Source organism: Vibrio sp. SBT000027, from assembly GCF_963894355.1.
GTDB lineage: Bacteria > Pseudomonadota > Gammaproteobacteria > Enterobacterales > Vibrionaceae > Vibrio > Vibrio splendidus.
The window spans coordinates 213,712-227,186 of sequence record NZ_CAWQGD010000001.1 but is presented as its reverse complement, the minus strand read 5'-3'; the positions used below and the strand labels follow the sequence as shown (position 1 = coordinate 227,186).

Here is a 13,475-nt window from a genome sequence, read left to right as displayed (position 1 = left end):
GCAGAGTACAAACTCTAATTGCCATTGCAGCGCTATAAGAAACTGATATTATTGCCATACCTCTGATTACGAGATGAAACCTTGCCAGATCCATTCAACTCCATACATCGTTCTTTATTTGAACAACTTCCAGGTTGCTGGGGCTGCAAAGATACTGATTCGGTCTTCGTGTACGCAAACCTTGCCTACAACAAACTGATTGGCTTAAAACCCGATGAGACTTGTACTGGTTTGACCGACTTCGACATGCCCAGTCAAACCATTGAGTGCGCGCAAGATTTCAGGGCTCAAGACAAACATGTGATGGATACACGCAGCACCCTTAAAATCCTCGATATTCACCCCTATCCAGACGGACGCTGGCACGCCCATATCTTTACCAAAACCCCTTGGCTTGATGATAACGACAATGTCCAAGGCACTATCTTCTATGGGCAAGAGCTCACTGATACTGCGATCTTAGAGGTCGGCCACTGGGTTTGTCAGGCAACAGGAGCGAAAGATAATCAAGCATCACTTGCGGGATCAGAGCCGCGCGTGTCTAAGCTGCAAAAGCGGCTGACTTCGCGAGAATCAGAGGTGTTGTTCTTACTGCTTTTCGGCAAGAAGCCTCAATACATTGCGTCTACGTTAGACATTTCAATCAAAACGGTCGAAGGTCATGTCGCGAGATTGAAACAGAAGTTCGATGCGCGCAGCAAAAGCCAATTAATTGAGTATGCACTGGACTCGGGCTTAGGCTCCGTGATCCCAGAAACTCTGCTCAATAAACAGATCTCCGTTGTGCTGCACAGTGATAAATGAGTTGAATGACCAACTCGTCGATGAATCTGGGAATGTACAGATAAAAAAATACCGCTGCTTGATGTTTCTAATCACCAAGTCAGCGGTATTTTTGTATGTTCTATTCGGTGTAAACCACTTAAGATCCATAAGCCTAAGGCGCTAGGCGATCAATATCCCAGCAGTTGTCTTGGCGTGAGAACAAGAAACGGTCATGCAAACGGTGTTCACCACCCTGCCAAAACTCAATGCTATCCACGCGAACTCGGAAGCCACCCCAGAAAGAGGGCACCGGAATCTCTCCTTTAGCAAACTTCTGTTTAAGCTCTAGATACTTACCTTCTAAAATGCCACGAGCAGAGATACGGCTACTCTGCTTACTTGCAATCGCAGCCAATTGGCTCTCTTTTGGGCGTGACGAGAAGTACTTCATGTTTTCCATTGCTGTCAGCTTTTCAGCGGTGCCAGTAATGTGAACTTGTCGCTCTAGAGGATGCCAAGGGAAATGCAGGCTTATCTTACTGTTGTGCTCAAGTTGGTGCGCTTTACGGCTACCTAAGTTGGTGTAAAAAACGAAACCGTCTTTATCAACATTCTTTAGCAAAACAATTCGTTGGAATGGCTGACCATTTTCATCAACCGTGGCAACTGTCATGGCAGTAGGGTCAGTCATCTTAGCTTCGATGGCTTGCTCTAACCATAGATTGAATTGCTCAATAGGGTCTGCGGCTAAGTCTTTACGTCTCAGTCCACCCTTAGCGTATTCACGACGAATATCTGTCAGTTCCATTTCGTTGCTCCTTTCAATTTTTTGTGATTTTGCGCTGTAATCCTTTGAAACACAAGTCTAAGCCATGGTTTTGTCTCACAGAAGGTGTTCGGTGTTAACAAGATCTCGGTACTCAATCAATCATATTGATAATCTTTATACAAACCGATTACACGCTGAGATCCAAGTGACCAAGATACTGCCTAACCTAATGACGCCCTTTGTTTTATTCTCATTGTTACTGGGAGCTTCAGGGCTGACTGCAACCCACTTTATGGCAGTACAATTCCAAGAAAAAATCGTCACTCAGCAACTCAATGAAGCGGCTAATAAAGCCAATCTACAAATCGATTCTGAACTGGATAAGTTCAAACAGATCCCGGATTTACTCAGCCATGACCCGCGTCTGCTCTCTTATTTTGACTCATCACCACAAACAGACAAGATTTCCGTCACTCAGCTCAATCAATTACTGTTTGAATGGTCAAACCAAAGCCAAGCTGACACCATCTATATTCATGACCCGAGCGGCACTGTAGTCGCTTCCAGTAATTACCAAAAGCCTCGTACTTTTGTGGGTGAGAACTTCTCGTTTCGTCCCTACTTTGCGTCTGCCATTCAAGGCAACAATACACAATATGTCGCGCTAGGCGCTCGCTCGAATGTACGCGGTTATTTTTTATCTTCACCACTGTATGTTGAGAATGACATTGTTGGTGTTATCACCGTAAAGGTGAGTTTAGAGAACCTCGAAAACATCCTAACCAGCGACGACTATGAAATCGTGGTACTCGACTCTAACCAAGTAGTCTTTCTATCGAGCCAAGCTCTATGGCTTTACCATTCATTGTTACCATTAACTCAGCAACAACAAACGGATATCGCACTTCAACGCCAATACGGTCAAAGCGAAATTTCGATCATCGAAGCCTTCCGTGCTTCAAGCTCTCAGTCAGAAGCTAGCAACGCCAATCAATCTAAGAACCTTCAATCCAATGAAATCCGAAAAGAGCTCACCGCTAACCTGCTATTCAAACTTGGTGCTTTTAATCTTTACCCTGCAACGGTCAGCAACAACCAGTACCAAGTCGTCGCCCTAAAAGAGACCAGAGCTGAGCTTATTAAAGTTTTGCAGATCGATGTCATCTTCGTGGTGATTTACAGCTTGGTGGTGCTCATCGCTTGGTCGTGGCGCCAGACTTATCTCGCGAAAGTGGCGTTGACCCGACTCAACCAAAACCTTGAGCAAACCGTTGATAAACGCACTCACTACTTGAAGCAATCCAATCAACAGCTGCAACAAACCCTTTTTCAATACCAAGAGTCGCAGTCGAAGTTGAAACAGACAGAACAAGAGCTGACACAAACCGCAAAATTAGCGGTACTCGGTGAGCTGTCAGCCAGCATTAACCACGAAATCAACCAACCACTTGCAGCGCTGCGAACATACAGTGAGAACAGCTTAAAGCTGCTTGAAATGGAACGGACTGACTTGGTCAAAAGCAATCTCGATAAAATGATTGCTTTGAATACCTCAATTACCGAGATCATCGCGCGTCTTAAAGTCTTCACTCGCAAGGTCACCAAGCAAGAACATCACGTCGCAAACCTGCATCAATCGATCAACAACGCGACCAGTATTCTTAGTGCGCTAATGATCAAACAAGGCATCACGCTAAGGTTAAGCACAGTGCCAGACGACATTAACATTGCGATTCACCCAACCGAGCTCGAACAAGTACTGGTTAACCTGATTCACAATGCGACTCAAGCGCTTCAACAGCAAGTTCTTGAACAGAAAGTCTTGCAGGAGCAACAAAACCTGGAAAACGTAGACCAACAGGCTAGCCCACAGGTAGGCATTGAATGGCAACTGCATCATGACTCTTGTCAGGTGATCATTTGGGATAACGGAATTGGCATGCAGGACGACAAATTAGAAAAATTGTTCGACCCGTTTTTTACCACTAAACCGGAAGGCTTAGGGCTTGGGCTCTCAATATCGAAACGGATTATTGAGGCGTATCACGGCACGATCAGCGCGAACCGATTAGAGCCTTCAGGCATGGTATTCTCGCTAAACATCCCGTTATATAACGATAAGGGCTGACGGGCCGTTGTTATTGTTGATTAGAAAACGAACGTTACATACTGCTCACCTGACATACAGCAAATCACATACTGTTAAGGACTCGACTTTTGCACTCTATGCCTAAACTCTATTTTGTCGACGATGAACCCGCAATCCGAGACTCCGTAGAACAAGCCATGCTCATTGAAGGCATCGATATCGTCTGCTTTCCTAATGCTATTGAGGCATTAAAGAAAATAGATACCGCGCAAGCTGGAATTGTCATCACCGATATTCACATGCCAGTGATGGATGGCATTCAATTGACACAAAAGTTGCTGAGCCAAAATCCTCATTTTCAGATCATCGTCCTTACTGGGCATGGTGACGTGCAAACCGCGGTGTCGGCAATGAAAGCTGGCGCTTACGATTTTCTGGAAAAGCCATTTGTGGTCGATGGCCTACTCACCGCGGTAAAAAAAGCCGCAGATAAACTCGCACTGGTTGAAGAGAACAACTTATTGCGTAAAGAGTTGGCGATGCAGAATCAGGTGGGACCAAAACTGATTGGTCAATCGCCATCCATGCAGGCATTACGCCGAGAACTGATCACTTTAGATACCCAAACTCACCCTCTTCTACTGTTTGTCGGCGATCTCGGGACAGGTAAAAGGGTCACGGCGCAGTACACGCACGATCTACACAGCCATCAATCAGCAGAACTTTGCCCTGTCGCTGCGTTCAATTTACCACGCAATGACCAAGCTACGTTTGATCAGTTTGTCGTGCAATTATTCAGAAAATATCAGGGCGGAACACTTTATATCCATGAAACAGAAGCATTAACTTCACAACAATGGCGCTGGTTGGCGGCTCTAAAACCCACTCTACTTCGTGAAAACTCATGCAAGACCAATGCAACTTGTATCATTATCGCAACCACAATAGTTCCAACTACAATTGTAGGTGAGTTCCGCCGATTTGATTTGCTAACCTTGGCGCAACGAACTGAAGATATTGGCTCCTTGTTTAAGCATTTTGCTCGTGGTGCGGCAAGTCGATATCAACTGCCGCCACCCGTCATTACAGAAAAAGAGATTCAACGACTCATTGCGACTCATTGGACGGAAAACATTCGTCAGCTTCGCCAACATGCCGAACTCAGAGTGCTGACTCAAATTAAGCAGCCGTCGCTCGACGGTGATACTGGTGAGCAAAGTGACGCGGATGTGCGTGACGTGAGCATTGAGGAGCAGCAACGGTCGTTGAACCAACGCACTGATAGCTTTGAACAAATTATCTTAATTGAGGCATTACATCGCCATCAAGGGCGTTTAAAAGAAGTGCAACAAGAGCTGAAAGTGTCGCGAAAGACACTGTATGACAAGCTGAGAAAGCACCAATTGGACAAAACAGATTTCAAGAACCGATAAGTCTTAAAAAATATATAAATTCAAAGATTTAAAGGAGCAAAATCTTAACATTTATCAAAAGTAAGAATACACTCAATAGGCTTGCACTTTTATTTAGCAAACAAGGACTGTCATGAGCCAGAAGAATTACAGCAAATTGAACGAAACCGAACTTGAGTACGTCGATGATAAAACAGCGGCACTACTACTCAATACGCCCACCAGTGCGCGTATTATGTTATGGGTGATCGTTCTGTTTTTTATTGCTGCTATTGGGTGGTCCGCTTGGGCTGAGATCGATAAAGTCACCGTTGGCCAAGGCAAAGTCATCCCCTCTTCCCAAATCCAAGTAGTGCAAAACCTTGAAGGCGGCCTCGTAAAAGAGATATTAGTAAGGGAAGGTCAACGCGTTCAAAAAGGTCAACAGCTGCTGTTGATCGATGACACTCGATTCCGTTCTGACTTCCGAGAGCGCGAACAACAAGTGGCAAACTTAACTGCCAGCGTGTTGATGCTTTCAGCTTCCTTTAACAGCGTGGTCATCAACGAAGAGTTCTCCGTCGAAAACTGGAAACAAAGTGTGTTACTCGACTACGGCAAACTCGCCTTTCCACCAAAGCTATACGAACTTCAACCTAAACTGGTTAATCGCCAAAAAGCCGAATATCGTCAAGACCTAAACAATTTAAGAAACCAACTTTCCGTTTTTGATCAACAAGTTGAACAGAAGCAACAAGACCTTGTTGAAATAAAATCGCGCGTCAATAACTTAAGACAAAGTTACAAATTCGCCCGCCAAGAGTTAGACATAACAAAGCCGCTTGCCGATGAAGGCGTTGTACCAAGAATTGAACTCCTCAAGCTTCAAAGACAAGTGAATGACACTCGCCGAGAAATGACCTCGAGCGAACTCAAAATCCCTCTCCTTCGTTCCGCAATCAAAGAATCTATGTTAAGCCGTATTGATGCTGCATTGAGCTTCCGCTCGGAACAACAAGAAAAACTGAACCAAGCACAAGACAAGCTCTCTGCAATGACCGAATCTTCGGTTGGCCTTGAAGACAGAGTAAACCGTACCATCGTGGTCTCTCCCGTAACGGGCACAGTCAAAACACTCGGTATTAATACCGTGGGTGGTGTTATTCAGCCGGGTATGGACATTGTTGAGATTGTACCGACTGAAGACTCGCTATTGGTTGAAGCTAAAATCGCTCCGCAAGATATCGCATTCCTACGCCCAGAACTGACCGCCATTGTTAAATTTAGTGCCTATGACTTCACAAAATATGGCGGTTTGGAAGGTGTGTTAGAACACATCAGCGCCGATACCACTCAAGATGAAGAAGGCAATAGCTTCTACATCGTGCGTGTACGTACCGATAAATACAGTTTTGGACACAACGAAGAGTTGCCGATCATTCCTGGTATGACAGCCTCTGTCGATATCATCACGGGCAAGAGAACCGTACTTGAGTACATGTTGAAGCCACTATTAAGCGCTCAAAACAACGCATTAAAAGAGTAAGGACGTTTGATGCTTGATAACGCCTTTCAATACACAGTGAACAGACAAGAGCAGAGGCTATGAAATCTCGGATTTCGTTATTGTTGCTGGTCCTCACCTCTTTTACCTCAGTCGCGCTCAACAAGAGCGACCAAAGGTGGATAGACGCGGTTACTGCAACCTACGGGGAAAGAGCCGGAAAACGAGTGACAACATGGCGCTCCAATATGACGTCGTACGAAGGGCTAAGTGAAACGGAAAAGCTTGATTCGGTAAACCGGTTCTTCAACCAAATGTACTTTGTCGATGACAACATACTATGGGGAAAGAATGACTACTGGGCGACACCACTGGAGTTTTTAGGCAGCAACGCCGGTGATTGCGAAGACTTCACTATTGCAAAATATTTCTCTTTACTTGAACTCGGCGTCCCAGATAAAAAATTACGATTGGTGTACGTAAAAGCACTTGAGTTAAACCAATTCCATATGGTGTTGGCGTACTACTCAACACCCAGTGCAGAACCACTAATTTTGGATAACTTAAACCCTGAAATAAAACGCGGTTCTAAACGCGGAGACCTGCGACCGATATACAGCTTCAATGGTAAAAACCTTTGGTTAATTAAGTCGGCAGCAGGCAGCGGTAAGCTGGCAGGGAAATCTTCAAGATTGAGCTTATGGAACGACCTACGTTCTCGTGAGCGCTCTCTCAATTTAAACAAACCCATTATCAATTACGATGAGTAGGTACAATGACTTTATATAAACAGCTTGTGGTCGGGATGGTTGCGGTATTCATACTGCTGATGACGTCAGTTTTTATGATCGAATTCAATACCACCCGTGGATACTTAGAGGAGCAGCAACGCTCTGAGGTAAGTAATACCATTAATACTGTTGGACTGGCTCTCGCCCCTTACCTAGAAGAAAAGGACAAGGTGGCAGTGGAGTCTGTTATCAACGCCCTATTTGATGGCAGTTCTTATTCCGTCGTGCGATTGATTTTCCTAGACACCGGAGATGACATTCTCCGTTCATACCCTGTAAAGCCAACCGGCGTACCAGAGTGGTTTACCAACCTAAATCTATTTGAGCCTGTTCATGACCGCCGCGTAATTACCAGTGGCTGGATGCAACTGGCAGAAGTCGAGATCGTAAGTCATCCAGGTCCTGCCTACGATCAACTTTGGCAAGCATTCATCCGCTTACTGAGCATCTTTGGCACGATCTTCTTGCTCGGTTTAGTGTCTATCTCTTGGATCCTTAAGCGTGCTTTACGCCCGCTCTCGTTGATCATTACTAAGATGGATCAGATCGCCAAGAATCAGTTTGGAGAACCACTGGCTCGTCCAAAGACAAAAGACCTCACCTTAGTTGTCGACGGTATCAACCACATGTCGACCCAAGTTGAACTAGCCTTTAAAAACCAAGCGAAAGAAGCTCAAAAGCTGCGTGAAAGAGCGTATATCGACCCTGTATCTCAGCTAGGCAACCGCGCTTACTACATGTCTCAGTTAACTCAATGGTTAGAAGAGTCGAGTTTAGGTGGCTTAGCCGTACTAAAAGCCGAATTTATTAGTGAAGAGTACGACGAAAAAGGCTATCAAGAAGGTGATGCCTTGGTTCATCAACTGGCTGAACAGCTGCAAGCTTCAATCTCATCGCCAGATATCACCATCGCCCGTATTTCTAGTGACGAATTCGGTTTCATCATGCCAAACATTGATGAAAGCGAACTTAAACTTGTTGCTGGCAGCATCGTAAACTGCATTCAAAACCTAGGTTCAGACCCAACAGGTACGGCGAATCCACACATCGCGCTAGGTGTTACATACAGCAACACGCGAAAAACCAGTACCGAAATTATGTCGTTGGTCGATAACGCACTCTCAAGTGCGAAGGCGAACCGTGAACTGACTTACGGCTACGTAACGGCAGACGATCATGGTGCTGTAATGGGCAAACAACAATGGCGTATGTTGGTTGAAGAAGCGATCATCAACGACCTTGTCACCTTCCGTCTGCAAGCTGCAAACAATAGCTTTGGCAAAACGTATCACCAAGAAGTGTTCTCTGCGATTGAAAAAGAGGGAGTTCGTTACGGTGCAAACCAATATCTATACGCACTAGAACAGTTAGAAATGAGCCACATTCTCGACCAATACGTTATCGAGAAGATGATTGAGAAACTAAATGCGAAAGAAGTCACGAGCCCCGTTGCTATCAATATTTCGCCAAGCAGTATTTCTCAGCCAAGCTTCATCCGCTGGATTGGTAAAACTCTTGAACACAATGCCTCAATTGCTCATCTGTTACATTTTGAGATTCCAGAAAATTGTTTCATCAATGTTCCGCACTACACGGCGCTGCTGTGTAACACCATTCGTAACGCTGACTCCGTATTCGGGGTTGATAACTACGGACGTAATTTCCAATCATTGGATTACATCAACGAGTACCGCCCAAGCTATGTGAAGTTGGATTACTTGTTTACGCACAACCTTGATGATGAAAAACAGAAATTCACCTTAACGTCGATCTCTAGAACCGCTCACAACCTAGGCATAACTACCATTGCGTCTCGAATAGAAACTCAGACTCAGCTAGATATCCTGTCTGATAACTACGTAGAAGTGTTCCAAGGCTTCATTGTTGATAAATAGTTGTAAGGGTTATATCGCATGCAAGATCCACTATTAAACTCACTGATCTACGTTAGTCGGTATTACGGGTTAGCTAACTCGCCCGAAGCGTTGATCAATGGGCTACCACTATCCGATGGAAAGCTAACCCCTTTCCTATTCCCTCGTTCTGCTGAACGAGCGGGGTTAGTGGCGAAAGAAAACCGTTCCGAGTTAGAAAGTATTCCTCACCTGATTCTGCCTGCTATTCTACTTCTCAAACAGGGCGAAGCATGTGTTCTAAATAGTATCGATTTAGAAAAACAAGAAGCAGAGATCATCACCGCAGAAAGCGGGATGGTGCCTATCGTCATTACAATCGATGAACTCAAAGAACAATTCATCGGCCGCTACTTCTTGGTAAAAAAACAATTCCGTTATGATGAACGTTCACCAGAGGTTCTAAAAACACGCAAAGGTCACTGGTTTTGGAGCACTATTTGGGAATCTAAAAACATCTATCGTGACGTGTTGATAGCATCCATTCTGATCAATATCTTCGCCATTGCCGCGCCAATGTTTACTCGTTTGGTGTACGACAAAGTAGTCCCCAACCTCGCCTTTGAAACCCTGTGGGTGTTGGCGAGTGGTATTTTCGTTGTCTTCCTGTTCGATCTGCTTCTCAAGTTAATGCGCAGTTACTTCATTGATGTCGCGGGGAAAAAATCCGATATCTTAATTTCCTCTAAATTGTTCAGTAAAGTTCTGGGTATTCGCATGGAAGCAAAGCCCGCCTCTGTTGGCGCTTTCGCGAAAAACCTGCAAGAATTTGAATCAATCCGTGAGTTCTTTACCTCAGCAACCATTGGCTCGTTAATCGACTTACCCTTCGCGCTGATGTTCTTGGCATTAATTTGGCTGATGGCCGGAAACCTTGTGTTTGTTCCTGTCGTCGGAGTGGTCATTTTGATCATCTATGCACTGTTAATCCAAGGGCCACTACGCCGTACGATTGAAGAAGGCTCTCGACTTGCTTCTCAGAAGTACGCGAACCTGATTGAGAGTTTGGCTGGGTTAGAGACCGTTAAATTATTCAGTGCGCAAAGTCAGTTCCAATTCCGTTGGGAAGAAGCGGTTGCGCACATGGCCAACTGGAATATCAAAAGTCGCCGCATCACCGACAGCATCCAAAACACCGCAGGCTTTGTTCAACAAAGTACCAATGTAGGTATGATCATTTTTGGTGTGTACCTCATCGCAGAAGGTGAACTCACTATGGGTGGCTTGATTGCCGCGACCATGTTGAGCGGCCGTGCAATTGGCCCTCTTGTTCAACTGTCTTTGCTTTCTACACGTTACAACCAAGCAAAGTCTTCGATGACCTTGATTGAACAAGTAATGTCGATGCCTGATGAACAGGAAGAAGGTAAGCGCTACATCCACCGTCCGATTATTCAAGGTCATATTGCGCTAGATAAAGTGACGTTCCACTACCCAGACTCGCCAGTCGCTTCGATTAGAGACCTGACCCTTAATATCAAACCCGGTGAAAAAGTGGCGATCATTGGCCGAATTGGTTCAGGCAAGACCACGCTAGAACGTTTGATTATGGGCCTATACAAGCCCACAGAAGGCCATGTGCGCATTGATGATACTGACATGGAACAACTGCATCATGTCGACGTACGACGCAATATAGGCTGTGTACCGCAAGACAGTAACCTGTTCTACGGCTCAGTAAGAGACAACATTACCTTAGGTCGCCCGTTGGTCGATGACCGTGATGTGATGGACGCAGCCAACCGTGCAGGCGTGACCGCTTTTACTCAGCAAGATCCAGCAGGCTTAGAACGCCAAGTGGGCGAAGGTGGTGCTTTGCTATCTGGTGGTCAACGTCAATCGATTGCCATAGCGAGAGCCTTCTTAGGACGTCCACCCGTGCTTTTGATGGATGAACCGACTAGTGCGATGGATAATCGCTCAGAGATGCACATCAAACATCAGCTCAACCAGTTATTGCCAAGCGAGACATTGATTCTTATCACCCACAAAACATCGATGTTGGATATTGTAGATAGAGTGATTGTGATGGAGAGAGGCAGCATTATTGCCGACGGCCCGAAAGCACAAGTTCTGTCAGACTTGAAGCAAGGCAAGGTAAGAGCAGCAAGTTAAAGCGCTCATGTGACTTAAAGAATCTAACTAAATCAATATCAGCGAAAGCAAAGGGGGAGCATCAGCTCCCCCTTTTTTTGTTTGTTCTAATGAGTAGAAAATAGCTCGAACCGCTCTATTCAGAGTCGGTCAATTTCAAAGTATTTCAATTACAACGAGATATCTTCTTGTTCCATTTTGAATGAACATTGAATCTCGTATTGGTTGAACGAGAAAACACTGCCGCCATGAGTTCGCTTGGTGGTGACTGTCTCATCACCAAATTGAATCGTCACTCGGGTATACACCTTTTCATGCGCCTCAACTGTGCACTCGGCAAGGTTGGTTTCAAACTCAGCTTCGAGTGTATCCAATTGCGACTTAGTATTTTCAATCGCGAGATTGTTCTTTTCTCGATGCTGCTCAATTTCTAGCGCTTGCTCTTCGCTGCGTTCCGCTTTTGGTCGCTTCTTAAATTCGAGCTCTTGGCGAATCACATCCATGGTCTGCTCTTGAGCGTGCTTATAAGTTTCTTTCAGCTCGGTTATCTTTTGTCGGTAACTATCGTAACGTGCAAATCCGTGTACCTTGGTTGCGGTATCTCCTTCTACACCTAAAAAGACACACTCCACTTTCCCACCGACTCTCGCTTCGCCGCCACTGAGCGTACCGTGCTTCTTCAAACTGTCCATCACGATAAGGTTGTTACCACAACGAATATCATTACTCATGCTGTGCACACCCAGTCGAAGGTCGGTGGAGGTTTGGAGTTCGGCGTTCTGCGCGTAGCTTGCTGTGATAGAACCTTTGCTAAACACCTTGCAGCTTTTCGGCTCACCCTCTTTAGTCGTATGACCGATAATCCCCTTCGCGACTTTTATGTCACCCTGAGCTTGGACTTCTGCCGATTCAATAAAGCCACCAACCGTGACACTTCCTGTCGCTTTAACGATCATTCCCGGTTCAATGTTCCCAGAGACAAAAACATTGCCTTTGAATTTAACGTGTCCGGTTGAAACATCTACGTTGCTAACACACAAGGCGTCATCTACTTCAATAGTTCTATCTTTGATTATGGGTAATCCAGGAAATGAAGCGAGTAATAAATTGGGGTCGTCAGGGGAGATGTAGGTGCCCTTTCCAGGCTTAATTAAACTGTCTTGTCCAGGAAGCGGTGGGATAATTCGACCTTGGACGGTAAAGCCAGCGATGCCTTTGGTCGCGGGAGTACGCTTCATTAAGTGATCATTTTGACCAACAGTAATGGTTTGCCCCAAGTCTCGCATATCAATCTTGCCTTCGTCTTTACTGCGAGGCTTCAAGACTTGGCGAGTAATGTCTTCAACCAAGGCGGCAAACTTAGCATCTTTGCCCTTTACTGGCTGCGTCCCTTTCGCGACGGGTTGAGTAAACTTTTCACCGGGTTTAAGCTTGTTACTCATCATCAGCACTTTTCTGAGCGCTAACTTATTAATTCCCTTTGTTATGTGGGCTTGGGCTAAACAGTGAATGATGTCGCTCCCGCGCAGTGCGTGTCCATGATGTGGTCCCGTCACCACCAGACTCGCGAGCATCTCGTCATCAGACAGTTCGACAGCAACGCTTGCGTTACGAACTTCGGCAATCAAGACTCCTTCGTAAGCTTCCCCTTTACCTTCTTTGGCAAGAGTGACGAAGCGCAACACCTCTTCTTCAAAAAGAAAATAGTTTGATGCGTCCAAAGCTTCCAAGGTTGGTGGCAACGTCGTGTTATCAAAGCTTGCTTCAACCACAAACCCCGACGGCAGACATGCCATCACTTGTTGCTTGTCTTCTGACAATGTAACAATGTTATCCCACATTCGAATTGAGTATCCCTAATGACTCAGTTGTTATTCAGTCTATATAATTCGTTCTGCGCTGAGTATCACATTATTAGAATAATCAGCGTCACATCACTTACTTTCGATTCTGCAAACATGACTCATAAATAAGACTTACACATTTTATGATCTACTTCGCCTTTACAAATACATAGGGAAATTTTTCAGAATATTTCGCGTGATTGAATGTCGATTCGATATTAGAGCAAGATAGTAAAGGCGAATAGCTTTAGAAGATTAAAGGCTGTTGTGGAGAGGTGGAACAGAAGTGATGAAGCTGGTAATCAGGGTAAAAAC

9 protein-coding genes are annotated in these 13,475 nt (G+C 45.2%); 7 read left to right on the top strand and 2 right to left on the bottom strand.

The window, feature by feature from the left end:
• Positions 1–81: 81 nt before the first annotated feature.
• Positions 82–804: a helix-turn-helix transcriptional regulator gene (locus AACU28_RS01010; RefSeq protein ID WP_029405024.1), complete on the top strand. Its 723-nt coding sequence runs from the start codon at positions 82–84 to the stop codon at positions 802–804.
• 133 nt (positions 805–937) lie between these two features.
• Here the strand turns inward: AACU28_RS01010 and pdxH are convergent, their stop codons facing one another.
• Positions 938–1,573: a pyridoxamine 5'-phosphate oxidase gene (gene pdxH / locus AACU28_RS01005; RefSeq protein WP_121602135.1), complete on the bottom strand. Its 636-nt coding sequence runs from the start codon at positions 1,571–1,573 to the stop codon at positions 938–940.
• Between the two features lie 166 nt (positions 1,574–1,739).
• On the opposite strand from pdxH, the gene AACU28_RS01000 reads away from it, so the two are divergent.
• From AACU28_RS01000 to AACU28_RS00975, 6 genes are all read left to right on the top strand, one after another.
• Entirely contained in the window at positions 1,740–3,662 is a 1,923-nt protein-coding gene (locus tag AACU28_RS01000; RefSeq protein WP_121602768.1) for a sensor histidine kinase, read from the top strand.
• A 98-nt stretch (positions 3,663–3,760) separates the two neighbouring features.
• On the top strand, positions 3,761–5,056 hold the full coding sequence (locus tag AACU28_RS00995) for a sigma-54-dependent transcriptional regulator (RefSeq protein ID WP_121602134.1): 1,296 nt from the start codon (positions 3,761–3,763) through the stop codon (positions 5,054–5,056).
• Positions 5,057–5,168: 112 nt separating this feature from the next.
• Entirely contained in the window at positions 5,169–6,560 is a 1,392-nt protein-coding gene (locus AACU28_RS00990; protein WP_004732554.1) for an HlyD family type I secretion periplasmic adaptor subunit, read from the top strand.
• 59 nt (positions 6,561–6,619) lie between these two features.
• Positions 6,620–7,288 carry a transglutaminase-like cysteine peptidase gene (locus AACU28_RS00985; RefSeq protein WP_183091168.1) on the top strand — a complete coding sequence of 223 codons (669 nt, stop codon included), beginning with the start codon at positions 6,620–6,622 and terminating at the stop codon, positions 7,286–7,288.
• Between the two features lie 5 nt (positions 7,289–7,293).
• Positions 7,294–9,204, top strand: coding sequence for a bifunctional diguanylate cyclase/phosphodiesterase (locus AACU28_RS00980; protein ID WP_102455539.1), 1,911 nt, complete (start codon positions 7,294–7,296; stop codon positions 9,202–9,204).
• An 18-nt stretch (positions 9,205–9,222) separates the two neighbouring features.
• Positions 9,223–11,337 (top strand): type I secretion system permease/ATPase, encoded by a 2,115-nt coding sequence (locus AACU28_RS00975; protein WP_017084947.1) that lies wholly within the window; start codon positions 9,223–9,225, stop codon positions 11,335–11,337.
• 149 nt (positions 11,338–11,486) lie between these two features.
• Here AACU28_RS00975 and AACU28_RS00970 read toward each other — a convergent pair whose 3' ends face one another.
• The gene (locus tag AACU28_RS00970; RefSeq protein ID WP_121602133.1) at positions 11,487–13,157 is read right to left on the bottom strand and encodes a DUF342 domain-containing protein; all 1,671 of its coding nucleotides are present in this window, start codon (positions 13,155–13,157) and stop codon (positions 11,487–11,489) included.
• Positions 13,158–13,475: the final 318 nt, after the last annotated feature.

Excerpts from the sequence above, each read along its gene's own strand:
- pdxH (WP_121602135.1), bottom strand. The coding sequence starts at position 1,573 with ATGGAACTGACAGATATTCGTCGTGAATACGCTAAGGGTGGACTGAGA.
- AACU28_RS00995 (WP_121602134.1), top strand. The coding sequence starts at position 3,761 with ATGCCTAAACTCTATTTTGTCGACGATGAACCCGCAATCCGAGACTCC.
- AACU28_RS00990 (WP_004732554.1), top strand. The coding sequence starts at position 5,169 with ATGAGCCAGAAGAATTACAGCAAATTGAACGAAACCGAACTTGAGTAC.
- AACU28_RS00985 (WP_183091168.1), top strand. The coding sequence starts at position 6,620 with ATGAAATCTCGGATTTCGTTATTGTTGCTGGTCCTCACCTCTTTTACC.
- AACU28_RS00980 (WP_102455539.1), top strand. The coding sequence starts at position 7,294 with ATGACTTTATATAAACAGCTTGTGGTCGGGATGGTTGCGGTATTCATA.
- AACU28_RS00975 (WP_017084947.1), top strand. The coding sequence starts at position 9,223 with ATGCAAGATCCACTATTAAACTCACTGATCTACGTTAGTCGGTATTAC.
- AACU28_RS00970 (WP_121602133.1), bottom strand. The coding sequence starts at position 13,157 with ATGTGGGATAACATTGTTACATTGTCAGAAGACAAGCAACAAGTGATG.